General features: G+C 60.6%; 24 protein-coding genes. 23 read left to right on the plus strand and 1 reads right to left on the minus strand.

The genetic code is table 11. From position 1 onward, the window contains the following. Positions 1–143 precede the first annotated feature (143 nt). From ltrA to FSY45_RS16445, 20 genes are all read left to right on the plus strand, one after another. Positions 144–1,847, plus strand: a complete 1,704-nt coding sequence (gene ltrA, locus FSY45_RS16350; protein ID WP_003053311.1) for a group II intron reverse transcriptase/maturase — start codon at positions 144–146, stop codon at positions 1,845–1,847. A 244-nt stretch (positions 1,848–2,091) separates the two neighbouring features. After that, on the plus strand, positions 2,092–3,261 hold the full coding sequence (gene scpB / locus FSY45_RS16355) for an SMC-Scp complex subunit ScpB (protein ID WP_046460367.1): 1,170 nt from the start codon (positions 2,092–2,094) through the stop codon (positions 3,259–3,261). Continuing rightward, the gene (locus FSY45_RS16360) at positions 3,258–4,847 is read left to right on the plus strand and encodes a pseudouridine synthase (protein WP_003063829.1); all 1,590 of its coding nucleotides are present in this window, start codon (positions 3,258–3,260) and stop codon (positions 4,845–4,847) included. The genes scpB and FSY45_RS16360 overlap by 4 nt, the downstream gene beginning before the upstream one ends. 122 nt (positions 4,848–4,969) lie before the next feature. Next, positions 4,970–5,395 carry a nucleoside-diphosphate kinase gene (ndk, locus tag FSY45_RS16365; RefSeq protein ID WP_003053316.1) on the plus strand — a complete coding sequence of 142 codons (426 nt, stop codon included), beginning with the start codon at positions 4,970–4,972 and terminating at the stop codon, positions 5,393–5,395. 132 nt (positions 5,396–5,527) lie between these two features. Next, positions 5,528–6,649 (plus strand): 23S rRNA (adenine(2503)-C(2))-methyltransferase RlmN, encoded by a 1,122-nt coding sequence (rlmN, locus tag FSY45_RS16370; protein WP_034376389.1) that lies wholly within the window; start codon positions 5,528–5,530, stop codon positions 6,647–6,649. A gap of 25 nt (positions 6,650–6,674) precedes the next feature. Next, positions 6,675–7,526 (plus strand): type IV pilus biogenesis/stability protein PilW, encoded by an 852-nt coding sequence (gene pilW, locus FSY45_RS16375; RefSeq protein ID WP_223305607.1) that lies wholly within the window; start codon positions 6,675–6,677, stop codon positions 7,524–7,526. Further along, positions 7,519–8,505: a helix-turn-helix domain-containing protein gene (locus FSY45_RS16380; protein ID WP_046460366.1), complete on the plus strand. Its 987-nt coding sequence runs from the start codon at positions 7,519–7,521 to the stop codon at positions 8,503–8,505. Before pilW ends, FSY45_RS16380 begins: the two co-directional genes overlap by 8 nt. A 19-nt stretch (positions 8,506–8,524) precedes the next feature. After that, the gene (gene ispG / locus FSY45_RS16385) at positions 8,525–9,805 is read left to right on the plus strand and encodes a flavodoxin-dependent (E)-4-hydroxy-3-methylbut-2-enyl-diphosphate synthase (protein WP_046460365.1); all 1,281 of its coding nucleotides are present in this window, start codon (positions 8,525–8,527) and stop codon (positions 9,803–9,805) included. 199 nt (positions 9,806–10,004) lie between these two features. Then, complete coding sequence (hisS, locus tag FSY45_RS16390; RefSeq protein ID WP_003063815.1) at positions 10,005–11,321, plus strand: histidine--tRNA ligase; 1,317 nt, start codon at positions 10,005–10,007, stop codon at positions 11,319–11,321. A gap of 49 nt (positions 11,322–11,370) precedes the next feature. Next, positions 11,371–12,048 (plus strand): tetratricopeptide repeat protein, encoded by a 678-nt coding sequence (locus FSY45_RS16395; RefSeq protein ID WP_046460364.1) that lies wholly within the window; start codon positions 11,371–11,373, stop codon positions 12,046–12,048. Positions 12,049–12,050: 2 nt separating this feature from the next. Beyond that, positions 12,051–13,226, plus strand: a complete 1,176-nt coding sequence (gene bamB, locus FSY45_RS16400; protein ID WP_012839172.1) for an outer membrane protein assembly factor BamB — start codon at positions 12,051–12,053, stop codon at positions 13,224–13,226. A gap of 15 nt (positions 13,227–13,241) precedes the next feature. Continuing rightward, on the plus strand, positions 13,242–14,582 hold the full coding sequence (gene der / locus FSY45_RS16405; RefSeq protein ID WP_003063809.1) for a ribosome biogenesis GTPase Der: 1,341 nt from the start codon (positions 13,242–13,244) through the stop codon (positions 14,580–14,582). Between the two features lie 104 nt (positions 14,583–14,686). Beyond that, positions 14,687–14,941, plus strand: a complete 255-nt coding sequence (gene hfq, locus FSY45_RS16410; protein ID WP_012839170.1) for an RNA chaperone Hfq — start codon at positions 14,687–14,689, stop codon at positions 14,939–14,941. 101 nt (positions 14,942–15,042) lie between these two features. Beyond that, positions 15,043–16,206, plus strand: a complete 1,164-nt coding sequence (gene hflX, locus FSY45_RS16415) for a GTPase HflX (protein ID WP_003063804.1) — start codon at positions 15,043–15,045, stop codon at positions 16,204–16,206. A 71-nt stretch (positions 16,207–16,277) separates the two neighbouring features. Beyond that, a complete protein-coding gene (hflK, locus tag FSY45_RS16420) occupies positions 16,278–17,669 on the plus strand; it encodes an FtsH protease activity modulator HflK (protein ID WP_003063802.1) in 1,392 nt (463 codons plus the stop codon). Between the two features lie 11 nt (positions 17,670–17,680). Beyond that, the gene (hflC, locus tag FSY45_RS16425) at positions 17,681–18,571 is read left to right on the plus strand and encodes a protease modulator HflC (RefSeq protein WP_003063801.1); all 891 of its coding nucleotides are present in this window, start codon (positions 17,681–17,683) and stop codon (positions 18,569–18,571) included. 147 nt (positions 18,572–18,718) lie between these two features. Further along, positions 18,719–18,907 carry a DUF2065 family protein gene (locus tag FSY45_RS16430; protein WP_046460363.1) on the plus strand — a complete coding sequence of 63 codons (189 nt, stop codon included), beginning with the start codon at positions 18,719–18,721 and terminating at the stop codon, positions 18,905–18,907. Between the two features lie 93 nt (positions 18,908–19,000). After that, the gene (locus FSY45_RS16435) at positions 19,001–20,149 is read left to right on the plus strand and encodes an ATP phosphoribosyltransferase regulatory subunit (protein WP_003063798.1); all 1,149 of its coding nucleotides are present in this window, start codon (positions 19,001–19,003) and stop codon (positions 20,147–20,149) included. 37 nt (positions 20,150–20,186) lie between these two features. Then, a complete protein-coding gene (locus tag FSY45_RS16440) occupies positions 20,187–21,563 on the plus strand; it encodes an adenylosuccinate synthase (RefSeq protein WP_003063796.1) in 1,377 nt (458 codons plus the stop codon). A 40-nt stretch (positions 21,564–21,603) separates the two neighbouring features. Next, positions 21,604–22,128 carry a phosphoribosyltransferase gene (locus FSY45_RS16445; protein ID WP_003063794.1) on the plus strand — a complete coding sequence of 175 codons (525 nt, stop codon included), beginning with the start codon at positions 21,604–21,606 and terminating at the stop codon, positions 22,126–22,128. A 116-nt stretch (positions 22,129–22,244) separates the two neighbouring features. Here FSY45_RS16445 and FSY45_RS27850 read toward each other — a convergent pair whose 3' ends face one another. Then, entirely contained in the window at positions 22,245–22,391 is a 147-nt protein-coding gene (locus tag FSY45_RS27850; protein ID WP_187427564.1) for a hypothetical protein, read from the minus strand. A 17-nt stretch (positions 22,392–22,408) separates the two neighbouring features. On the opposite strand from FSY45_RS27850, the gene FSY45_RS16450 reads away from it, so the two are divergent. The 3 genes from FSY45_RS16450 (at position 22,409) to FSY45_RS16460 (ending at position 25,477) form a co-directional block, all read left to right on the plus strand. After that, positions 22,409–23,575 carry a YncE family protein gene (locus tag FSY45_RS16450; protein WP_046460362.1) on the plus strand — a complete coding sequence of 389 codons (1,167 nt, stop codon included), beginning with the start codon at positions 22,409–22,411 and terminating at the stop codon, positions 23,573–23,575. A gap of 72 nt (positions 23,576–23,647) precedes the next feature. Then, complete coding sequence (locus FSY45_RS16455) at positions 23,648–24,475, plus strand: polysaccharide deacetylase family protein (protein ID WP_080944375.1); 828 nt, start codon at positions 23,648–23,650, stop codon at positions 24,473–24,475. Positions 24,476–24,496: 21 nt separating this feature from the next. Beyond that, positions 24,497–25,477 carry a sterol desaturase family protein gene (locus tag FSY45_RS16460; protein ID WP_046460361.1) on the plus strand — a complete coding sequence of 327 codons (981 nt, stop codon included), beginning with the start codon at positions 24,497–24,499 and terminating at the stop codon, positions 25,475–25,477. The last annotated feature ends 3 nt before the right edge of the window (positions 25,478–25,480 follow it).

Below are 25,480 nucleotides of genomic sequence, written 5' to 3' on the forward strand. Positions count from 1 at the left end.
CCCTGACGCGAAAGCGTGCCCACTTCCACTTGGTGCAACCGTCGCTCGCGACTGCATTTGTTTAAACCTAGCCCGAAGGGATTGTGCGTATCCCTTCGGGGAGACGTGCGTCCTCTGAGGGTTCAACTCGGTAGGAGGAAAGCATGAGAAAACTCACCGGCGACGGCGAATCTGCGTCCTCACGCGAACCGCAAGACTGGCATGCCATCGATTGGCATCGTGTCGAGCAGTTTGTGAGAACGACGCAGCAACGCATAGCGAAGGCAACGCTGGACAAGGACTGGCGCAGGGTGAAAGCTCTGCAACGGTCTTTATTCCACTCGTTTTCCGCCAGGGCTTTGGCGGTAAGACGTGTAACTGAAAACCAAGGCAAACGAACGGCGGGAGTCGATCGTCAGCTTTGGGATTCTCCTGCCTTGAAACGGGCGGCGATTGGAAGGTTGAAACAGCAGAGGGGATACAGACCCAAGCCATTGCGGCGGGTCTACATCCCCAAAGCCAACGGGAAGGAGCGTCCTCTGGGCATTCCAACCATGTTGGATCGGGCCATGCAGGCGCTACACCTGCTTGGACTGGAACCGGTGGCGGAAACCACGAGCGATCCGAATAGCTACGGCTTCAGGAGGAATCGTTCAACGGCAGACGCTATGGGTCAGATATTCGTTTGTACATCCAAAAAGGCTTCGGCTCAATGGGTGCTGGAGGCGGATATTCGAGGCTGTTTCGACCATATCAACCACGAGTGGCTGGCGCGTCATGTTCCCATGAACAAGGCAATCCTGCGCAAATGGTTGAAAGCCGGGGTGGTCCACCAGGGACGCCTCTCGCCGACTGAGGAAGGGACGCCGCAAGGCGGCATCATCTCGCCAACTTTGGCGAACATGTGTTTGAACGGGCTGGAAACAGGTCTGATCGCGCACCTTCGGGGGCATGTCGGAGCTAGGAAAGCTCAGAAGCTGAAAGTGAATGTGATCCGGTACGCCGACGATTTCGTAATCACTGGCAACTCGCGAGAGTTGTTGGAAACCGAAATCAGGCCGTGGATAGAGGCATTTCTCGCACAACGAGGTCTGCAACTGTCGCCGGAAAAGACCAAGGTCGTTCACATAGACGAGGGTTTCGATTTTCTGGGGTGGAACTTCCGCAAGTACAAAGGGAAGTTGCTCATCAAGCCGAGCAAGAAGAACGTGCAAGCGTTCTATCGCAAGGTCAGTGAAACCGTGAAAACACACCTGTCGATGAAGCAGGAGGATCTCATTGCCAAACTAAACCCAATCCTTCGGGGTTGGGCAAGGTACCACCAGCCGGTGGTGGCGAAAGAAACCTTCAGTCGGATGGACAACCTGATCTACTGGCGCATAGTGCGCTGGACGAGAAGGCGACATCCGAATAAATCCCGACCCTGGTGCAAAAGCCGTTACTGGCAGCGCATCAAGGATAGGGAGGAATTTGCTGCAACCGTGAAAACGGCAGATGGTCCGCTTACGACCAGACTGTTGAAGCTTGCGGATACAGAGATCGTGAGGCACGAAAAGATCAAGGGGGACTACAACCCCTTTGACCCGGCCTGGGAAGTGTATGGCGAGACATTGCGAACGAAACGCATGTTGAAAAACATGGCGTACCAGTACGAAACGTCGATGCTTTACATCAATCAGAATGGGCGTTGCGCTCTTTGCGCAGAACCATTGGAAGAGGGCGAGCGCTGGCACGACCACCACATTGTTCACAAGGTGGCGGGCGGGTCGGACAAGCTCTCCAATCGGGTGCTATTGCATCCGGTCTGTCATAGACGACTGCACGCTCTTGGTTTGCAGGTAGCGAAACCGGCCTCTCAAAGGCTTTGAGTTCAGTTCAAAAGGTTTTCCGTCTTAAAATGGAAACCTAGCGAAACTGAACGTGTTGTGCTTGAGCCGGATGCGGTGAAAGTCGCAAGTCCGGTTCTTAGGGGGGGATGGTTCAGCAATGAACTGTTCCTACCCTACCCTCTGACCATCACTCGCATGGCATCTTTGGGGCGCTTCCCTCTCTTCTTAGAATCAGGCGTCCCACCGCAGTCGGTGCGACAGCCGCTCCCGAAACGCTGCGCCCATGAATACGGTAGATGCCAAGCGGGTTCTTGAAACAGCATTGATTTGTGCCCCGCAGCCTGTAACGCTGCGGGAATTGCGCTCACTTTTTGATGATGTGCTGGGCTCGGACACGGTTAAGGATTTGCTGCTGGACCTGCAAAAGGACTGGGCCCTCAAGGGCGTGGAACTGGTGCAGGTGGCTTCTGGCTGGCGTTTCCAGAGCCGGCCCGAGATGCGCGTCTACCTGGACAAGCTTCACCCCGAGAAGCCGCCCAAGTACACGCGGGCGACGCTGGAGACGCTGGCCATCATTGCCTACCGTCAGCCGGTCACGCGGGGTGATATCGAGGATATTCGCGGCGTGACCGTGAACAGCCTGATCATCAAGCAGCTGGAAGACCGAGGCTGGATCGAGGTCATCGGCCACCGTGAAACCGTGGGGCGGCCTGCGCTGTTTGCCACCACGCGCCAGTTTCTCGATGATCTGGGTCTGCAGTCGCTGGATCAGCTGCCCATGCTGGAGGAAACCCAGGCCCAGCAAAGTCTGTTCAAGGCGCTGGATGGGGAGGAGGGCGACCAGACCGCCCCGCAGGCCGATGCGGAGGATGCCCAGCCCCAGGAGGGTGTGGAAGTCTCAGAGCCGGTCGAAGTCGCAGAGGGTGCGGATGTCGCTACAGAGTCCGATGCTGCCGAGAGTGAAATCCTGGGTGCCCCGGACGAGGAAGATGGCGCCGAGGAGCTGCTGGATACCGATGTTGACCCAGTGGCGCAAGCGCCTGCAGAGCTTGTGTCGGAGCTTCAGTCCGAGGTGGATGCGCCAGAGTTGGAGTCATATCCGGACCAGGCGCAGAGTGATATTGAGCAAGATGCTACTGAAGAGATAGTGATTGAGCTACCGGATTCGGAGCCAGGGCCGACTGAGGAGCCGCCATCCGTGAGCAAGCCCAAAGCGGCCAGGCCCGCCAGGACTGCCAAGGCGGCAGAGCCGGAGCCCAAACCGGCGGCCAAGAAAGCCGGACGTACCGAGTGGGTGGGCCTGAAGGCGTTTCTCGAGGATGACTACGGCAGCGACGACGACGAGGCCGAGGACGCAAAGACGAAAGCGCGGGCCGACGATGCCGTCGGGTCAGCAGAACAAGGAATTGTGGAGGGTGACGATGGCGTCATCCCCGAAGGAAAACTGGAATGAACAACGAGACATCGAACCCGATGCCCGAGTCCGCAGCCGCTTCGCCCGAAGCCGAACCGGTCAAGAAGACTCGCAAGCCCCGCGCAGCCAAGGCCGATGGGGCCAAGGATGCCGCCGAGGCCAAAAAGCCTGCCGCACCGCGCAAGCGCGCCGGCGTCAAGAAGGACGCTGCTGGCGAGGTCAAGCCTGCGCGCAAGCGCGTGACCAAGCCGCGTACCGAAGAAGCTGTGGCCGTCGAGGAGCCGGTTCAGCCCGTGGCCGAGCAGGAGCTGCAGTCCCAGGACCAAGACCAGGGTCATGATGCAGTGGATGCCGTCGTTGCCGAAGTGCCTGTGCAGAGCGTTGCTGCTCCTCATGGGCCCAAGGGACGCAAGGGTCAGAACATCGACTTTGCCGATGTGATCTCGGGCGACTTCGACGACGAGGAAGAGAACGGCAGCGCCATGCCCGCCAAGCGCGTGCTTGCGCCCCAGGTCGATTCTCCCAAGCTGCACAAGGTGCTGGCCCAGGCCGGCATGGGCTCGCGCCTGGAGATGGAGCAGCTGATACTGGAAGGGCGCATCTCGGTCAACAACGAGCCTGCCCACGTCGGCCAGCGCATTCAGTTCGGCGATATCGTCAAGGTCAACGGCCAGCCCATCCGCTTCCGTATCGACCCCCCTCCTGCACGCGTGATTGCCTATCACAAGCCCGTGGGCGAAGTGGTGACGCATGACGATCCGCAAAACCGCCCCACGGTGTTCCGCAAGCTGCCCAAGCTGCAGCATGGCAAGTGGCAGTCGGTGGGTCGTCTGGACTTGAATACCGAAGGTCTGCTGCTGTTCACCAGTTCGGGCGAGCTGGCGAACTCGCTGATGCACCCCCGCTTCGGCCTGGAGCGTGAATACGCGGCCCGCGTGCTGGGCGCGCTGAGCAAGGAAGAAAAGCAGCGTCTGCTGGACGGCGTGCAGCTCGAAGACGGCGAAGCCAGCTTCGGTGCCGTGGAAGATGGCGGTGGCGAAGGTGCCAACTGCTGGTACCGCGTGACCATCTCCGAAGGCCGCAACCGCGAAGTGCGACGCATGTTCGAGGCCGTGGGCCATGCCGTCAGCCGTCTGATCCGTATCCGCTACGGCGCCATGATGCTGCCGCGTGGCCTCAAGCGCGGCGCCTGGGTGGAGCTTGATCAGGCCGATATCCAGGCGCTGATGTCGGCAGCCGGTGTCAAGGAGCGCGCTCCCGTCGAGCGCAGCAGCGGCGGTGCCCGTGGCGCCAACAACCGTGGCGGTCGCAACAACCGCAGCGGCGGCCGTGGCAATGGCATGAATGCCGATCGCGCACCCCAGGGGCGTCGTGAAGGCGGCGGCCAGCGCCGTGGCGAGTGGGACGGCAATCGTCCGGCACCCAGCGGCATGCTGGGTGACAACCCGCGCAACAAGTCCGGCGGCCGCTCCGGTGGCTCGGGCCGCTCGCAGGGAGGCGGTCAGCCCGATCCCATGCGCACCTCGGTGGGCTATATCGGCAGCGACAGCCTCTCGCGTGCCCGTCAGAACGCCAAGCGTCGCCCTGGTGGCGGCGGTGGTGGCGGTCGCCGCGGCGGTCGCTAAAAAGGCATCCGTAAGGATTTGAGTGCTGCCCGGACTTCAAGGTCTATGGCGGCACCGCTAAAATCAACTGTTTTGCTTTTTCGGCAAAAACCCATAGTAACCCTGATTAGGAAATAATCATCATGGCTATCGAACGTACCCTCTCCATCATCAAGCCCGACGCAGTTGCCAAGAACGTGATCGGCCAAATCTACGCCCGCTTCGAAGCTGCTGGCCTGAAGATCGTGGCTGCCAAGCTGGTGCACCTGTCGCGCGGCGAAGCCGAGCAGTTCTACGCTGTGCACGCTGCCCGTCCTTTCTTCAAGGATCTGGTGGACTTCATGGTCTCCGGCCCCGTGATGATTCAAGCTCTGGAAGGCGAGAACGCCATCCTGAAGAACCGTGAACTGATGGGTGCCACCGACCCCAAGAAGGCCGAAAAGGGCACCATCCGCGCCGACTTCGCCGACAGCATCGATGCCAACGCCGTGCACGGCTCCGACGCTGCTGAAACTGCTGCTGTGGAAGTTGCCTTCTTCTTCCCCGGCATGAACGTGTACTCGCGTTAATCCACGCTAGCTTTACAGCATGCTCTCGCTGACGCCAGCGCTTTGCATTCGTGCAAGGCGGGTGTCAGCACTTGAAGATGCTGGCCACGGCGTGGCAAACACCGTTCGCAAGACGCCTCGCCACATGCCGATATGACTACTAATTTGCTTGATTTTGACCTCGAAGGACTGACCGCTTATTGCGAGCAGCTCGGGGAGAAGCGTTTCCGTGCGACGCAGCTGTTCCGCTGGATTCACCAGCGTGGCGCATCCGATTTCGACCAGATGACAGATCTGGCCAAGTCTTTGCGCGAAAAGCTCAAAAGCCGGGCCCACATTACCGCTTTGCCTGTGGTGACGGAGCATGTCTCTGCCGATGGCACCGTGAAGTGGCTGTTCGATGTGGGCGACGGCAATGCCGTTGAATCCGTTTTCATTCCAGAGGACGACCGCGGCACGCTGTGTGTATCGTCCCAGGCCGGTTGCGCCGTGGGCTGCCGCTTTTGCTCGACGGGGCATCAGGGCTTCAGCCGCAACCTCAATACCGGCGAAATCCTTGCCCAGCTCTGGTATGCCGAGCATTCGCTGCGCAAGCGCTTCGGCACCGAAGATCGCATCATCTCCAACGTGGTGATGATGGGCATGGGCGAGCCTTTGCAGAACTACAGTGCGCTGGTGCCTGCCTTGCGCGTGATGCTGGACGACCATGGCTATGGCCTGTCGCGTCGTCGCGTGACGGTATCCACCTCGGGCGTGGTGCCCATGATGGATCGACTGTCGCAGGACTGCGCCGTGGCGCTTGCGGTGTCGCTGCACGCGCCCAATGATCCGCTGCGTGACAACCTGGTGCCGCTGAACAAGAAGTACCCGATTGCCGAGCTGCTGGACGCCTGCGAGCGCTATCTGGAGTTCGCGCCGCGTGACTTCATCACCTTTGAATATTGCATGCTCGACGGCGTTAACGATCAGCCTGAGCATGCGCGCCAGCTGATAGAGTTGGTGCGCGCGCGCGGCGATGGCAAGAGCTGGTGCAAGTTCAATCTGATCCCGTTCAATCCCTTCCCCGCTTCGGGTCTGCTGCGCTCGCCTTCGGCCCGTGTGACCGAGTTCGCTACGTTGCTGAGCAATGCCGGCATCGTGACCACAGTGCGCAAGACCCGCGGTGACGATATCGATGCGGCCTGTGGTCAGCTCGCGGGCGACGTGAAGGACAGAACTCGCGCTGCCGAGCGTATGGCCAAGCAGCGTACTATCCCGCTCAAGCAGGTGTCTTGACGGAGTTTTGAATAAAGGACAATCAATGAGGGCAGTGGTACAGCGACCGGTTTGGCAACATTGGGGCTTGTTGGCCCGGTGGGGGGTACCGGTTGCGGTCGCGGCACTTGTGGGTTGTACTTCGACAACGACCACCACCACTTCCTCTACGTCGGTACCCCAGGCTTCCGTGGTTGGCACGGGCGGGGCCCAGATCGCCGATGCCAATCGCCGTGCCCAGATTCGCCTGGAATTGGCTGCCAATTACTTTCAGGCCGGGCGCCTGGATGTGGCCATGGACGAGGTAGGGCAGGCCTTGGCTGCCAAGCCCGATTACGCCGATGCATACGGCCTGCTGGGCCTGATCCTCATGCAGAACCAGGACTGGACGCAGGCCGAGATCGCCATGCGCAAGGCCGTGGATCTCAATCCGCGCGACGGCAACCAGATTCACAATTACGGCTGGATGCAATGCCAGCAAAAGCATTTCGACGTAGCCCAGCAGTGGTTTGATAGAGCCTTGCAGGCTCCGGGCTACCGTGAACAGCCCAGGACCCTGCTGGCCAAGGGCATGTGCTACCAGCAGGCAGGACAGTTGGAGCAGGCCTACCAGAACATGTTTCGTGCCTACGAGATGGATGTGGGCAACCCCGCTGCAGGCTACAACCTGGCAAATGTGCTTTGGCTCAAAGGTGATCTGAAGAAGGCGCAGTTCTACATCCGGCGCTTGAATAACAATAGCAATCAGGCCAGTGCGGAAAGCCTCTGGCTGGGGATCAAAATAGACAGGGCACTGCACGACGATATTGGAGTGCGTCAACAGGCCGATCAACTGCGCGAGCGTTTTCCTCAATCGCGTCAGTGGCTGGCCTATGAACGTGGAGCTTTCAATGAATGAGGCTGCGGTGGAAGAGGAAACTATGCAAAGCGAAGAGCAGGTGCCAACTCAGGGTCAGGCCACGGCCGGAGTCTTGTTGCGTCAGGCACGGGAAGCAGCCCGGATGCAGTTGCCCGTGATGGCTGCGACATTGAAGGTGCCGCAGCACAAGCTGGAGGCGCTGGAGGCCGATGACTATGCGGCCTTTCCCGATCATGTGTTCATGCGTGCTCTGGCCATGGGAATGTGCCGGACCTTGCATATCGATGCCGAATCGGTGCTGGCCAAGCTGCCACGCAGCGAGATTAAAAGCCTTGCCAATGCGGGTCCAGGCATCAACGAGACCGTCAAGGTGCGCAGCAGCTTCAAGGTCACGGGTACACCGCTGGACTCTGGCAACAGCAGCTCTCGCAAGATTGCGGCAGGCGTGCTGATTCTGCTGGCAGCTGCCGCTGCCGTGTACTTTGTGCCATTCCATCAGATGGTTGACGGCGCCGATGGGGCAGGCGCGCCAGCGCCGGCTCAGGCCCAGTCTGACCAGACGGCTGCGGTGAGCGCTTCGGTTGCAGAACCGCTTGCCCAGGCCGAGGGCGGTGCACAGGGCAGTTCTGCCACACCCGCGGCGCCGGTGACAGAGTCTGTGTCGGTTGCTGCTGCGGCCGGCATGCCTGGCGATGGTGCTGCAGCAAGCGCTCCCGCACCTGTGGCGGCTGCCCAAACCGCAGCCCCGGCAACCGAGGCGGCTGTGCCCGTGACCGGCGCTGCCGGCCTGCTGGTGCTGAAGGTGAATACCGGCCAGTCCTGGGTCAAGGTCAGGGATGGAGCCGGCAAGGTGGTGCTGGAGAAGACCCTGTCCAAGGATGAAACTGCGACTGCCGAAGGCCAGTTGCCCCTGTCGGTGATTGTGGGCAATGCCAAGGGCACGCAGGTGACGGTACGTGGTGAACCCTTCGATATCTCGAGCACACGCGACAATGTGGCTCGCTTCGAGGTGAAGTAACCGTTCGAGGTAAACAAGAGTGCAAGATTCTCAAAGCTCGCAGCAGCTCAGCCAGGCGATAGCCATCGCCAGCCCGCTGCCGCGCAAATCGCGCCAGGCCCGGGTGGTGTGGCGCAACAACGTGGTCACCGTGGGGGGCGATGCGCCCGTGCGCGTGCAGTCCATGACCAATACCGACACCGTGGATGCGGTTGAAACCGCCATCCAGGTGCGCCAGCTGGCCCAGGCTGGCTCGGAGATGGTGCGCATCACGGTGAACACGCCCGAGGCGGCGGCGGCCGTGCCCTATATCCGTGAGCAACTCGACCGCATGGGCGAGTACGTGCCGCTGGTGGGCGACTTCCACTACAACGGCCATCGCCTGCTGACCGACTATCCCGATTGCGCCCAGGCGCTGTCCAAGTACCGCATCAACCCCGGCAACGTGGGCAAGGGCGACAAGAAGGACAAGCAGTTCGGCCAGATGATCGAGATCGCCGCCAAGTACGACAAGGCCGTGCGCATCGGCGTGAACTGGGGCTCGCTCGACCAGGAAATCATGGCCGAGCTGATGGACCAGAACAGCAAGCGTGCCCAGCCCTGGGAAACGCGCCAGGTCATGTACGAGGCGCTGATCACTTCGGCCATCACCTCGGCCGAGCTGGCCAGGAACATGGGGCTGAATCCCGACAACATCATCCTGTCCTGCAAGGTCAGCGGTGTACAGGACCTGATTTCGGTCTATCGAGAGCTGGCGCGCCGCTGCGACTATGCACTGCATCTGGGCCTGACCGAGGCCGGCATGGGCACCAAGGGCACGGTGGCATCCACTGCTGCGCTGTCGGTGCTGCTGCAAGAGGGCATTGGTGACACGATTCGCGTCTCGCTCACGCCCCAGCCGGGTGAAGCGCGCACGCAGGAGGTCGTGGTGGCCTCCGAGATTCTGCAGGCCCTGGGTCTGCGCGTGTTCGTGCCCAGCGTCACCGCCTGCCCGGGCTGCGGCCGCACCACCAGCACCACTTTCCAGGAACTGGCCAAGAAGATTGACGATTTCCTGCGCGGTGAAATGCCGGTCTGGCGTACCCAGTTCCCTGGCGTGGAAGCCATGAAGGTGGCCGTGATGGGTTGCATCGTCAACGGCCCCGGCGAGAGCAAGCATGCCGATATCGGTATCAGTCTGCCCGGCAATGGCGAAGCGCCAGCGGCGCCCGTTTTCATTGATGGCGAGAAGGCCTTGACGCTACGCGGCGAGCATATCGCCGAGGAGTTCCAGACCCTGGTGCTGGAATATGTGCAGAGCCGCTACGGCCAGAAGGCCTGAGCGAGTCGAGCGCTTGCAGCGGCCCGGCATGCGGGTGGTGATTGCGCTTGCTGGCACAATGCCAGCGAGCCAAGACTTTGGAATTGATAGCTGCTTGTGCACTATCTGTATGGATTTGAATTAGGTTTCTAGTTGAAGGACATGGTTGCCGTGCGCAATATGCTCTTGTTTTGCTAGTAGCCCAAGTGTGAGACTTCACGTGGCCAAGAACGAAAAACTGACCGCCGTCAAAGGCATGAACGACATTCTCCCACCCGATTCGGCGCGTTGGGAGTGGTTTGAAGCCAAGGTGCGCGATCTGATGGGCCGCTTTGCCTATCGCAATATGCGCACCCCCATCGTCGAGCCCACGGCCCTGTTTGTGCGCGGCCTGGGCGAGGTGACCGATATCGTCGAAAAGGAGATGTACTCCTTTGAGGACCGGGCGGATAAGCATGGCCAGGCCGAGCATCTGACCCTGCGTCCTGAAGGTACGGCCGGCGTGGTGCGTTCGGTGGTGGAAAACAATCTGCTGTATGAAGGCGGCAAGCGTCTGTTCTACATCGGTCAGATGTTTCGGCGCGAAAAGCCCCAGCGCGGTCGCTATCGCCAGTTCCACCAGGTCGGTGTGGAAGCCCTGGGTTTTGCCGGTCCCGAGCTGGATGCAGAAGTGATTCTGCTGGCCGCTCAACTTTGGAAAGAACTAGGCATTGAAGGCGTGCGTCTGGAGCTCAACAGCCTGGGTCAGCCCGAGGAGCGCAAGACCCACCGCGAGGCGTTGATTGCCTACTTCGAGCAGCACACCGAGGTGATGGACGAGGAAGCCAAGCGCCGCATGTACAGCAATCCGCTGCGCGTTCTGGACACCAAGAATCCTGCCATGCAGGAAATGGTCAACGCAGCTCCCAGGCTGATGGACTATCTGGGCGATGCATCCAAGGCGCATCTGAAGGCTGTGCAGGACATTCTGGATGCCAACGACGTGGCGTGGAGCCTGAACCCGCGTCTGGTGCGCGGCATGGATTACTACAACCTCACGGTGTTCGAGTTCATTACCGACAAGCTGGGTTCGCAGAGCACGATCTGCGGCGGCGGTCGTTACGACTATCTGATCGAGGAAATCGGCGGCAAGCCCGCTCCGGCAGTGGGCTGGGGCATGGGCGTGGAGCGCGTGCTCGAAGTGCTCAAGGAGGTGGGGGTGGAGATTCCCCAGCCCGCAGCCGATGTCTACGCCATCATTCCCGACGCCTCGGTGCTGCCTCAGGTCTTCAAGACCGTGCAGCAGTTGCGTACAGCCGGTGTGGCGGTTCAGATGCATGCCGCGGCCGGCGGCTCGGCCGAGGGCATGGGCTCGATGAAGTCCCAGTTCAAGAAGGCCGATGGCTCGGGTGCACGCTTTGCCCTGATCTTCGGCTCCGACGAGCTGGCCCAGGGCAAGGTGACTGTGAAGTCGCTGCGCGACGGCGAAGGCCAGCAGGTGCAGCAAGCTCTGGCGGACGTGGCCCTGTGGGCCGGCAGCCTAAAATCGGCGGTTTGATTTTCCGCACCTCGTTTTCCGACCAGCGTTCCATCCAATCTAAGTAGCCATGGCAAATCATCTCGATCTTGAAGAACAAGAGCAAATTGAGCAGCTCAAGCATTTCTGGAATTCCTGGGGAACTCTGATCACCAGCGTGCTGGTCGTGGTCTTTCTCGGACTGGCCGGCTGGAACGGCTGGCAGTACTGGCAAAAGCGTCAGGCCACCCAGGCCTCGGCCCTGGAGTTCGCCGTGGACGAAGCGCTGACGGCCAAGGATGCGGCGCGCGCCGACCAGGCTTTCAGCGAGTTGCGGGACAAGTACGCGGGCACGGCACAGGCCGCTCAGACGGCTTTGCTGATGGCCAAGGCCTCGGTGGATGCCGGCAAGCTCGATGATGCCAAGGCTCAACTGAGCTGGGTGGCCGAAAAGGGCGATGAAAGCTTCAAGGCCCTCGCTCGCATTCGTCTGTCTTCCGTGCTGGAGCAGCAAAAAAGCTATGACGAAGGTCTGAAGGTGCTTGAGGCGGCCATGCCCGAGTCCTATGCCGGTCTGCAGGCTGATCGCCGTGGCGATCTGTATGTGGCGCTGGGCAAGCAGACTGAGGCGGTTGCCCAGTACCAGGCTGCCTACAAGGCGCTGGACAAGGATCTGGACTACCGCCATCTGGTGGAATTCAAGCTGAATGCGCTGGGCGTGGCTCCTGAAGCCGCGACCCTGGTCAAGACAACGCCGTCGGAGAAATAATCTTGAAGACTTTTGCCCATCAAGTGAAGTTCGCTGCCCCCGCAGCGCAATCCGCAGCCCGTGTGCTGGTGCTGACTGCTGTGGCCGCGTCGCTGGCTGCTTGTTCCATGTTTGGCGGCAAGGACAAGCCCAAGCCCCTGGACCTGGGGCCCAATCCAGGCAAGATCGCGGTGCATCAGGCTTGGTCGGCCAAGCTGGGCAGCGAAGTGCCTCTGGCCATGCCTGCGCTGGTGCAGGGCAATACCGTCACCGTGGTCACCAAGGATGGCAGCGTTACGACGCTTGATGGCAATACCGGCAGCCAGTTGGGCAAGTTCAGTGCGGGCGAGCCGCTGACCACCGGCGTGGGCAGCGACGGACAGCGTACAGCGGTGGTTACACGCAGCAACCAGCTCATGGTGTTTGCCGAAGGCAAGCAGCTGTGGAAGAACAATCTGACTGCCGCAGTCTATACGCCGCCTCTGGTGGCTGGCGGCCGCGTGTTCGTGATGGCGGCTGACCGTTCTCTGGCAGCCTTCGATGCCAATACGGGTCGTGAGCTGTGGTCGGTTGAAGGCCCCAGCAATGAACCGCTTATTTTGCGCCAGCCAGGCGTTTTGCAGGCCGTTGGTAATAATCTGGTGGTAGGCGTGTCCGGACGTCTGGCAGGTGTTGATCCTGACAATGGCTCGGTGCGCTGGATGGCTCCTCTGGCCGCACCGCGCGGGACCAACGATGTGGAGCGACTGGTGGATCTGGTTGGTCCCGTCAGCCGTGTGGGCAGCAGTGTCTGCGCACGTGCGTTCCAGGCCTCGGTGGGGTGCGTGGATGTGAGCACGGCCAATGTGCGCTGGACGCAGACCTCCAAGGGTAGCGATGGCGTGGCGGGCGACGAGCAGGCCGTGTTTGGCGCCGAAAGCAACGGCACGGTACAGGCCTGGAATCGTGCAGACGGTCAGCGTCTGTGGTCCATCGACAAGCTGCAGTACCGCAAGCTAACGGCACCTCTGGTGCTGGGCCGCTCCGTGGTGCTGGCCGATGATTTGGGGACAGTGCACATGCTCTCGCGTGAAGACGGCTCTGCACTGGCCCGTTTGGAAACTGACAAGGCAGGAGTTGCCACTTCCCCGGTTGTCGCCGCCAATACTCTGGTGATCGTCAGCCGAAGCGGAACTGTGTATGGCTTCAAGCCGGATTGATAGGTTGTTTTTGGAATGAAGCCAGTTATTGCCCTGGTAGGGCGCCCCAATGTGGGCAAGTCGACGCTGTTCAATCGACTCACGAAGTCGAGGGATGCCATCGTCGCCGACTTTGCAGGGCTGACGCGTGACCGCCATTACGGCCAGGGCCGTCAGGGGAAGCATGAGTACATCGTCATCGATACGGGCGGCTTCGAGCCGGACGCATCGCGCGGCATCTTCAAGGAGATGGCCAAGCAGACGCAGCAAGCCGTGGCGGAAGCCGATGTCGTGATCTTCGTGCTGGATGCGCGTGCCGGTCTGTCCGGTCAGGATCACGAGATCGGCAACTACCTGCGCCGTCTGGGCAAGCCCACCATTCTGGTGGCCAACAAGGCCGAAGGCATGAAGGATGGCGTGCAGCTGTCCGAGTTCTATGAGCTGGGTCTTGGCGAGGTCGTGCCCGTGTCTGCCGCCCACGGTCAGGGTGTGCGCAGCCTGGTCGATGCAGCCCTGGGTCTGTTGAATCTGCCCGAGCCTGAAGAAGAGGTTTTTGGCGAGGAAGATCAGAAGCCCGTACGTCTGGCGGTGGCAGGTCGTCCCAATGCCGGCAAGTCCACGCTGATCAATACCTGGCTGGGTGAAGAGCGTCTGGTGGCTTTTGACATGCCCGGCACCACGCGCGATGCGATCACCGTGCCTTTCGAGCGCAATGGTCAGAAGTTCGAGCTGATCGATACAGCCGGTCTGCGCCGCAAGGGCAAGGTGTTCGAAGCCATCGAGAAATTCTCGGTGGTCAAGACGCTGCAGGCCATCGAAGGCGCCAACGTCGTGTTGCTGCTGATCGATGCCACGCAAGGCGTGACCGACCAGGACGCTCATATTGCGGGCTATATCCTGGAAAGCGGCCGCTCGGTCGTGCTGGGCATCAACAAATGGGATGCCGTGGATGACTACCAGCGTCAGATGCTGGAGCGCTCCATCGAGACGCGCCTGTCCTTCCTGAAGTTTGCGCCGCTGCACTTCATCTCGGCACAAAAGCGTCAGGGTCTCGAGCCGCTGTGGAAATCCATCATCCAGGCCCATCGTGCAGCCACCTGCAAGATGCCTACTCCTGTGCTGACGCGCATCCTGATGGAGTCGATCCAGTTCCAGACGCCCAAGAAGGTGGGAGCCTATCGTCCCAAGATGCGCTATGCCCACCAGGGCGGCATGAACCCGCCCATCATCGTGATCCATGGCAACTCGCTGGAACTGGTCACCGATGCGTACAAGCGCTTTCTGGAAGGTCGTTTCCGCAAGGAGTTCAATCTTGTCGGCACCCCGTTGCGCATCGACTTGAAAACCTCCCATAATCCTTACGCCGACAAGGATTAATAGCTATCTGCTGGTGCCTACGGGAAAACCCTTTTTGCTGTTTTTCCCGGGCCCTGTGGTAATGTGTCGGTTTACAACAACACTCTTCGAACACGGAGAATATCGTGAGCAATAAAGGTCAACTCCTCCAAGATCCGTTCCTGAACGCACTGCGTCGTGAACATGTGCCGGTCTCCATCTATCTGGTCAACGGCATCAAGCTGCAGGGCCAAATCGAGTCGTTCGACCAATATGTGGTGCTTCTGCGCAACACTGTGACCCAGATGGTATACAAGCACGCCATCTCCACCATCGTTCCCGGTCGCGCCGTGAACTTCTCGGCCGCTACTCCGGCTGACAACGACGCCGCTGCTGCCTAAGCTTTCTTGCGTCAACGCCCGCCGGCTAGTCCGGCGCGGCTCTTACCCTACGGGACAGGTATTTGAGTTCTGAATCCTTTGAACGTTCCGCGTCTGCGCCAGTGCTGCTGGTGGGCGTGGATTTTGGTGTTCCCCATTTCGATGACGAGCTGGAAGAGCTGGGCCTGCTGGCACAGACCGCTGGCTTGCAACCCGTGGCGCGCTTGACCTGCAAGCGCAAAGCTCCCGATCCCGCGTTGTTCGTGGGCAGTGGCAAGGCGGATGAGATCCGCATGCTGGCCCAGATGCACGGGGCCAAGGAAGTCTGGTTCGACCAGGCTCTGAGCCCGGCGCAGCAGCGCAATCTGGAGCGCCATATCCAGATGCCGGTCAACGACCGGACCATGCTGATTCTGGAAATCTTCGCCCAGCGTGCACGCAGCCATGAAGGCAAGCTGCAGGTGGAGCTGGCTCGCCTGCAATACATCAGCACGCGCCTGGTGCGCCGCTGGAGTCACCTGGAGCGTCAGGCTGGCGGTATCGGCGGCCGTGGCGGCCCCGGTGAAAAGCAGATCGAGCTTGACCGCCGCATGATTGACGATGCCATCAAGCGCACCAAGGAGCGCCTGAAAAAGGTCAAGAAGCAGCGTTCCACGCAGAGGCGTCAGCGCTCGCGTCGCGAAGTTTTCAATATTTCCCTGGTTGGCTATACCAATGCCGGCAAATCCACGCTGTTCAATGCCATGGTGAAGGCTCGCGCCTATGCCGCAGATCAGCTGTTTGCCACGCTGGATACCACCACCCGGCAGATGTATCTGGCGGAGGCCGAGGAGTCGGTTTCCCTTTCGGATACCGTCGGTTTTATTCGTGACTTGCCGCACGGTCTGGTGGATGCTTTCCAGGCCACCTTGCAGGAGGCGATTGACGCCGATCTGCTGCTGCATGTCGTGGATGCATCGAACCCCGGATTCCCCGAACAAATACAACAAGTCCAAAAAGTTCTGGGTGAAATCGGGGCCGATGATGTGCCCCAGATTCTGGTTTTCAACAAGCTGGATGCCATTGAGCCCGAGCGTCAGCCTGCCCTGCTGCAGGATATGTATGAGCTCGATGGCACGCCGGTGCCGCGTGTGTTTGTCAGTGCTCGCTCGGGGCAGGGGCTGGCGCAGCTGCGGCAGATGTTGGCTGACCGGGTTTTGCAGGTACGTGAAGAGGCGGCACGCGAAGAAGTCGAGGGGCAGGACGATACGTACTGGATGTCCCCTGATGACGACGCGCAATACTAGGGGCTTGCGTTCCTATTGGGCACAATGCTTGCCATGGTCCATGTCTTTTTGAAAACACAGAGACGTCTCGCATGAATTTTTCACAACGCGTCCATCGCCTGGCGGTGCTGCCGCAACGCATTCGCGGGATGTTCAATTTGAACGATCCGCGCTGGGGTCGTGGCGACAACAATAACGAAGATGGCTCCAAGCCAGACAGCTCGGCACCCGAAGGGGAGCGTCCTCCGATGCCGCCCGCACCCGAGCAGCGACCCCGTCCTTCCTCTCCTCAGCAAGGCCAGCCGCCTGATCTGGAGGAGGTGTGGCGTGATCTCAATCGCAAGCTTTCCGGTCTGTTCGGTGGTGGCTCCGGCAACGGCCGTGGTGTGCCACCCAGCCGCAGCGGCGGTCAGCCTGGCGAGCCTTTCAACCCCGGCAAAGGAATTTTCCTGATTGCCGGCGTGGCCGTGCTGATCTGGCTGGGTACGGGCTTTTTCATCGTGCAGGAAGGCCAGCAGGCCGTCATCACGCAGTTTGGCAAGTACAAGAGCACCGTGGGAGCGGGCTTCAACTGGCGCCTGCCTTATCCCGTTCAAAAGCATGAGCTGGTCTATGTTTCGCAGATCCGCTCTGCGGAGGTGGGGAGCGACAACATCGTGCGCAGCACGGGGCTGCGTGAATCGGCAATGCTGACCGAGGACGAGAACATCGTCGAGATCAAGTTTGCCGTGCAGTACCGTTTGAGCGATGCGCGAGCCTGGCTGTTCGAAAGCCGCAGTCCTTCCGAGGCCGTGATCCAGGTGGCAGAGTCCGCCGTGCGTGAAGTCGTCGGCAAAATGAAGATGGACGCGGCTCTGGCTGAGGAGCGTGACCAGATCGCGCCGCGAGTACGCGATCTGATGCAGTCCATTCTGGATCGCTACAAGGTAGGCGTTGAGGTGGTGGGCATCAATATGCAGCAAGGCGGCGTGCGGCCGCCCGAGCAGGTGCAGGCCTCGTTTGACGATGTGCTTAAGGCTGGTCAGGAGCGTGAGCGTGCCAAGAATGAGGCCCAAGCTTATGCCAACGATGTGGTGCCTCGTGCTGCGGGTGCGGCGGCGCGTCTGGGTGAGGAGGCTGCGGCCTACAAGTCCAAGATCGTGGCCCAGGCTCAGGGTGATGCCGGACGCTTCAGTTCGCTGTATTCCGAGTACCAGAAGGCCCCTCAGGTCACACGTGACCGTCTTTACATCGATGCGATGCAGCAGGTCTACACCAACGTGACCAAGGTTTTGGTGGAGTCGCGCCAGGGCTCCAATCTGCTGTATCTGCCTCTGGACAAGATCATGCAGAACGTGGGTGGCAGCGCCGCTGCTCCCGCTGCGTCGGGTGATGCAGCTGCCGGCGGCGCAGCTTCGGCTCCAGCCAACGTACGTGTAGTACCCAATCCCGCCGGTGATGCCCGCAGCCGCGATGCGCGCAGCCGTGACCGTGACGCACGCTAGGAGAGAATGCAGTGAATCGAATCGGATTTTTTGTCACCAGCATTCTCGTGGTGCTGGCCTTGCTGAGCTCGACCCTGTTTGTCGTGGATCAGCGTCAGTTCGGTGTGGTCTATGCGCTGGGTCAGATCAAGGAAGTGATCACCGAGCCCGGGCTTAACTTCAAGCTGCCGCCACCGCTGCAGAACGTGCGTTACATCGACAAGCGTCTGCTGACGCTCGACAGCACCGATACCGAGCCCATGCTCACGGCTGAAAAGCAGCGCGTGGTCATCGACTGGTATGTGCGTTGGCGTATCTCCGAGCCTTCGGAATACATCCGTAACGTGGGTCTGGATGAGTCTGCCGGTGCCATGCAGCTCAACCGTGTGGTGCGCAATGCCTTTCAGGAAGAGATCAACCGCCGTACCGTGCGTGAGCTGCTGTCTTCCAAGCGTGAAACGCTGATGGCCGACGTCAAGCGTGAAGTGCTGGAAACCGTGCGCGGCTCCAAGCCCTGGGGTGTCGACATCGTCGATGTGCGCATCACTCGCGTGGACTATGCCGAGACCATCACCGAGTCCGTCTATCGCCGTATGGAGGCCGAACGCAAGCGCGTGGCCAACGAGCTGCGCTCCACGGGCGCGGCTGAGGGTGAAAAGATTCGCGCCGAGGCCGACCGTCAACGTGACATCACCATTGCCAATGCCTACCGCGATGCACAGAAGATCAAGGGTGAGGGCGATGCTGAAGCGGCACGGGTCTATGCAGAAGCCTTTGGCAAGGATCCGCAGTTTGCGCAGTTCTATCGCAGTCTGGATGCTTACAAGGAGAGCTTCTCCAAGAAGAGCGATGTGCTGGTGCTAGATCCTTCGCAAAGCGACTTCTTCAAGGCTTATCGCAGTGGCGGCTCCGCTGGCAAATAGGCCTAGGCTTGCGCAAATTCGAATCAGGCATGGTGTTTTGCCGATAGAAATGCCTGTTGTGCACCCTTGTTTGCGCAAGTTCGGAAAGCTTTGACAACGATACAAGCAATGGCCCCTTGAGGGCCATTGTCTATTGGGGGGATGGCAATGGGTTGGTGGGAGATCCTGGGACTGGCGATCGCCATGCTGCTGGTGCTGGAGGGGTTGCTGCCCCTGTTCGCGCCCAGGCTGTGGCGCCAGCTGTTTTCCCAGTTGCTGCAACTCAGGGATGGGCAGCTGCGCTTTTGCGGATTGCTCTGTATCGCAGCAGGCGCCATCATGCTGGTGCTGCTTTAAATACTGCCGATACTGGCTAGGCCTTAGCGGTCAAATTGGGCAGGGCTGGCAAAGCCGGTAGAATCGCATTTTTAACAGCCTCCCCATTTCTCCATGTCTGCTTGGGTCCTGCCGGATCACATTGCCGATGTTTTGCCCTCCGAGGCACGGCACATCGAAGAATTGCGTCGAGGATTGCTCGATACTGCGCGCAGCTATGGCTATGAGCTTGTCATGCCACCCATGCTGGAGTATCTGGAGTCCTTGCTGACGGGTACAGGCGAAGCTCTTGCCCTTCAAACCTCCAAACTGATTGACCAGCTCTCCGGTCGCACCATGGGCCTGCGTGCAGACATGACGCAGCAGGTGGCGCGCATTGATGCACATTTGCTCAATCGCAAGGGCGTAACCCGTCTGTGCTACTGCGGTCCTGTCGTTCATGCGCGCCCCGATCGTCCGCGTGCCACGCGTGAGCCGTTCCAGTTCGGTGCTGAAATCTACGGCCATGAAGGCCTGGAAGCCGACCTCGAAGCCCTGCATCTGGCTCTCGACTGCCTCAAGGGAGCGGGCGTCAAGGACGTCATCGTGGATCTGGCCGATGTGCGCATCGTGCGCAGCCTGCTGGCTGGCGTGATGGTGGACGAGCAGGTGCTGCGCGGCGTGCATGCGGCCCTGGCCTCCAAGGATGCAACCGAGCTGGCTCAGCTGACCCGCGATTTCCCCGAAGCCTCGCGTGAAGGCCTGATGGCGTTGCTGCAGTTGTACGGCGGCATGGAAGTGCTCGATCAAGCTGAAAAGCTGCTGGAGCGCACTGCCGGCGTGCGCAATGTGCTGTCGCATTTGCGCTGGCTGGTGCAGCATCTGGATGGCGTCAAGGTCAGCTTCGACCTGGCCGATCTGCGTGGCTACTCCTACTACAGCGGCACGCGCTTTGCGATCTATGTGCCCGGCGGCAGCGATGCCCTGGTGCGCGGTGGCCGTTACGACGAAGTCGGTGCAGTGTTCGGGCGCAACCGTCCCGCTGCCGGCTTCAGTCTCGATATCAAACAACTGGTGGCTGTCGTGCCCGAGCGTCCGCTCAAGGCTGCCATTCGCGCCCCCTGGGGTGATGACGCGCAAGTGGCTGCCGCCATTGCCGCATTGCGCCAGCAGGGCGAGACGGTGGTCTGCGTGCTGCCAGGGCATGAAAGCGAAGTGGATGAGTTCCACTGCGACCGTGAGCTTGCCAATGTCGGCGGGCAATGGGTCGTGCAAGCCATTTAAGGCATTTGACTAATTCTTCGATTTATCGGATTGGAATATGAATACATCCAAAGGTCGCAATGTGGTCGTCGTCGGCACCCAGTGGGGTGATGAGGGCAAGGGCAAGCTGGTTGACTGGCTGACCGAAAGCGCCAACGGCGTCGTGCGTTTCCAGGGCGGTCACAACGCCGGTCACACACTGGTCATCAACGGCGTGAAGACGGCTCTGCACCTGATTCCCAGCGGCATCATGCGTCCCGGCGTGAAGTGCTACATCGGCAACGGTGTGGTGCTCTCCGTGGGCAAGCTGTTTGAAGAAATCGAAGGTCTGGAAAAGGCCGGCGTGCAGGTGCGTGAGCGTCTGCGCGTGTCCGAAGCCTGCCCGCTGATCCTGCCTTTCCACCAGGCTCTGGACGTGGCCCGTGAAGCGGCCCGTGAAAAGGGTGGCGTGCAGAAGATCGGTACCACCGGCAAGGGCATCGGCCCCTCCTACGAAGACAAGATCGCCCGCCGTGCCCTGCGTGTGCAGGACCTGAAGCACCCCGAGCGCTTCGCCACCAAGCTGCGCGAGCTGCTGAGCCTGCACAACCACATTCTGGTGAACGTGCTGGGTTCCAAGAACTTCGACTTCGGCGCCGGCCTGGCTCCCTACATGAAGGACGGCGAAGTTCAGTTCGACGCCGTGTACGAAGAAGCCATGCGTCATGCCGAGCTGATCAAGCCCATGATTGCCGATGTTTCGCGCGAGCTCAATGCCGTTCACGCCGAAGGCGGCAACCTGCTGTTCGAAGGCGCGCAAGGCACGCTGCTGGACGTGGATCACGGCACCTACCCCTATGTCACATCGTCCAACTGCGTGGCCGGCAATGCCGCCGCAGGCGCTGGCGTGGGCCCAGGTCTGCTGCACTACATCTTGGGCATCACCAAGGCTTACTGCACCCGCGTGGGCGGCGGTCCCTTCCCCACCGAGCTGGAATGGGAAAAGGAAGGCACTCCCGGCTGGGTCATGTCCACCGTGGGCGCTGAGAAGGGCGTGACCACCGGTCGTTCGCGCCGCTGCGGCTGGTTCGATGCTGCGCTGCTCAAGCGCTCGGCCCAGATCAACGGTCTGTCCGGTCTGTGCATCACCAAGCTGGACGTGCTGGACGGCATCGAAGAGCTGCAACTGTGCGTGGGCTACGAGCTGGACGGCGAGAAGATCGACCTGCTGCCTCTGGGCGCGGACGATATCGAGCGCTGCAAGCCCATCTACGAATCCATCCCTGGCTGGACAGACTCCACCGTGGGTGTGACCGAGTACGACAAGCTGCCCGTGAACGCTCGCCGCTATCTGGACCGTATCGCCGAAGTGACCGGTGTGCCCATTGCCATGGTGTCCACCAGCCCCGACCGCGACCACACCATCCTGATGCACAACCCGTACAGCGCCGCCTGATCGGGCCGGGTTTTACTGAACTTTCAAAGGAACTGTGCCCATGCTGACAGAAGACGGTAAGCACCTGTATGTGAGCTACGACGAGTACCACGGTCTCATCGAAAAGCTCGCCATCAAGATCCACCAGTCCGGCTGGGAATTCGACACCATCCTGTGCCTGGCACGCGGTGGTCTGCGTCCCGGCGACATCCTGAGCCGCATTTTCGACAAGCCCCTGGCCATCATGTCCACCAGCTCCTACCGCGCCGAAGCCGGCACGGTGCAGGGCCACCTGGACATCGGCCGCTTCATCGCCACGCCCAAGGGCGATATTTCCGGCCGCGTGCTGCTGGTGGACGATCTGGCGGACTCGGGCGCCACGCTCAAGGCCGTGATCGCCATGCTCAAGACCAACTATGCACCTATTACGGAGCTGCGCAGCGCCGTGATCTGGACCAAGGGCGTGTCGACCTTCGAGCCTGACTACTCGGTGGACTTCCTGGCCACCAACCCCTGGATTCACCAGCCTTTCGAAGGCTATGACACGCTGAATCCCGAAAAGCTGGCGGAGAAGTGGAAGGTCTGAGGACCCGTCACCGACGTTGGCAAAGGAGCCCTTTTGGGGCTCCTTTTTTTATAGAGCAATGATGTTCATCAATAGATGAGCGTCATGTGCCTTTATTCCAACGGTTTCAAGCTTTTTTAAAGCTGTACCGTAATAAAAGCAGGAGCTAGCTGCTCCTGTTTTTGAATTGTTGTCATGATGCGGCCTGCGCCGATCGGGCAAGCTTGGCGCGGCATTTCAACAAGCTTTGTAAACCAGAAGGCTTGTGTTGGCAGCGGCTGCATTGGCGCAGCTACACTGCATGGATTCTGAGAAGGTGGTGGTTGTGGGACGTCTTTCTATTGGGCGCACTGGCGCTGCTGTGGCATTGGTCGTGGGCGTGGGCGCCGCGGCATGGTTGGGGGCTTCGGCCTTGCCCGGTTTCAAGTCTGCCAAGGCAGCCGCTCCGGCGGTCGCTGCCACTCCTGTGGTCGCGCCCGCGGCGGCAGTTGCAACCGGTGCACCTGTGTCGCCCGCCGCTGTCAAGCCCGCGCAGGCAGCGCGTGCAGTGCAAGGCCCAACGCCCATCTTTGTGCTCAATTCCCTGGATGCATCCATCAGCGTGATCGATCCGCAGACCTGGAAGGAGCAGTCGCGCATTCCCACGGGCAAGGAGCCTCATCACCTGTATCTGACGCCAGACGAGAAGTCGCTGGTGGTGGCCAATGCGCTGGGCGATTCGCTGACTCTGGTGGATCCGCGCACGGGTGCCGTGCAGCGCGTGATCCGCGATATCGTGGACCCATACCACCTGCGCTTTTCGCCGGATATGAAGTGGTTCGTCACGGCAGCCAACCGCCTCAACCACATCGATTTTTACCGCTGGGATGCGGCCACGCAGACGCCGACCCTGGTCAAGCGCGTCTCCACCGGCAAGACGCCCAGCCATTTGTTCATCGACGCGCAGAGCAAGACGCTGTACTCCACCATGCAGGACAGCGACGCCCTGGTGGCCATCGATATCGCCACCCAGACCATCAAGGCCCGAGTGCCCACCGGCCCCATGCCTGCGGACGTCTATGGCAGCCCTGACGGCAAAAAGCTGTTTGTCGGCCTGACGGGCGGCGATGGTGTCGAAGTGTTCGACATCACCGGTCCCGAACCACGCAGCCTGGGTCAGATCAAGACGGCAGCCGGCGCCCATGCCTTCCGCGCTGCTGGCGATGACCGCCATCTGTACGTGAGCAATCGCGTGGCTAATACCATCAGCAAGATCGATATGGTCAGCAGCCAGGTCATTGCCAATTACCCGGCGCCTGGCGGCCCCGACTGCATGGATGTCTCGGCCGACGGCCGCTACATCTTCGTGGCCTCGCGCTGGGCGCGCAAGCTGTCGGTGATCGACACGGTGGAGAAGAAGGTGGTCAATCAGGTCAATGTGGGCAAGTCGCCTCACGGTGTCTGGACGCTGTCCCACGCCGCGCGCTAAGGTGCTTGTCCCTGCTGCATCGAAACGGCAGGGATGGCTTGGTCTCCGTGTTGACCACCTCAAGGAGGGTGGATGCAAAGACGTTGTTTCATGCTCGGCTCGCTGGTCGGCGGCCTGTCTGCCGTTCCAGCCTTTGCTGCCGAAGCTGCAAAGAAGATGGCTTCAGGCGTTTGCTCCAAGGCGGTCTACCTGACCTTCGACACCGGGCATATGGGCATAGCCCAGCTTGTCGCCCAGGTGCTGCAAAAGCACAAGGTTCCCGTCACATTCTTTGCGGCCAATGAGGCCACGAAGGAGGGGAGCAGCAGTCTGGGCGACTTCTGGGCGCCCTGGTGGAAGGCGCGTGCCGATGAAGGTCACCAGCTCGCATCCCATACCTTCGACCATATGTACTGGCTGGCCGATATCCGCGACAAGGCCTCGGGTCAGGTCACGCACTTCAAGGTCAAGCCCTCGGCCGGGCCCAGAGCCGGTCAGAGCTTTGTGGTATCTGCCGATGAATACCGCCAGGAGATTGCCCGCTCCGCTCAGAGGCTGGCGCAGATCACGGGTCGCAAGACCTTGCCGCTGTATCGGGCGCCGGGCGGCAAGACATCGCCCGCGCTGATTGCCGCAGCGCAGCAGGGTGGCTTTCAGCATGTGGGCTGGGCGCCGGCAGGCTTTCTGGGCGACGAGCTGCCCAGCGACAAATATCCGAATGAACGCTTGCTGGCCCAGGCACTCAAAAACATAGGTGGCGGCGATATCTTGCTGGCCCACCTCGGCATCTGGTCGCGCCAGGATCCCTGGGCCCCGGCGGTGCTGGAGCCTCTGATCGTCGGTCTGCTGGATAAGGGTTTTTGCTTTCGTACGCTGGCCGAGCATCCGGCGTACCAGGGCTGGATTGCGCAGCACCGCTGAGTGCTGCAAGAGGAGTGAGTTGTGGATTGGTTGGTTCAGATGTTTGGAGAGGCGCAGCAACGCTTGTTTGAAGGCGTGGTTCAGCCGTTTCTGTTCCATTTCGGCATGGCGAACCTGCTTGAAGATGGCTACACGGCCACAGGCTGGCTGCTGGTGGGCTTGCTACAGATAGCGGTCATGGTCGCGGTGATCGTGCCGCTGCAGCGCTGGAGGCCGGTCGAGCCCGTGATGGACCGTCAGGCGATTCGTGTGGACATCCTCTATACGCTGATTCATCGGTTGGGACTGTTCAGGCTGGCCTTGTTCTTCACGACGGAGCCGCTGTGGAATTCGCTCATGGGCCAGCTTCATGTCTGGGGCTTGCCGGGCTTTCACCTTGACGACCTTTGGCCGGGCGTGACGGACAATGCCTGGGTCAGCCTGTTGATGTATCTGGTCGTCTTCGATCTGGTCGAGTACTGGATTCATCGAGGCCAACACGGTTTTACCTGGTGGTGGAAGCTGCATGCCGTGCACCACTCGCAGCGCCAGATGACGGTGTGGAGCGACAACCGCAATCACCTGCTAGACGACGTGATCCATGACGCCATCATCGTGCTGGTGGCACAGCTGATTGGCGTGGCTCCGGGGCAGTTCGTGGCCATCGTGGCCCTGACCCAGCTCAGCGAGAGCTTTCAGCATGCCAACGTGCGCATCTGGTTTGGCCAGCTGGGCGAGCGCCTGTGGATCAGTCCACGCTTTCACCGCCGCCACCACGCCATCGGTATCGGCCACGAACCCATGGCGCCCGTGCGCAACAAGAAGGTGCATGGCAACAATTTCGGCGTATTGCTGCCTTGGTGGGACATATTGTTTGGCACGGCCAACTTTGATCTGCGCTATGACCCCACGGGTATTCGCGATCAGGTGCAAGCGAATGCAAAAGGTCAATTGCGCGACTATGGCCGTGGCTTCTGGGCGCAGCAGTGGCTGGCTGTCCTGCGATTGATGGGTCGCGCATAAGTC

It is taken from the genome of Comamonas sp. Z1, from assembly GCF_008121555.1.
Classification (GTDB): Bacteria; Pseudomonadota; Gammaproteobacteria; order Burkholderiales; family Burkholderiaceae_C; genus Comamonas; species Comamonas thiooxydans.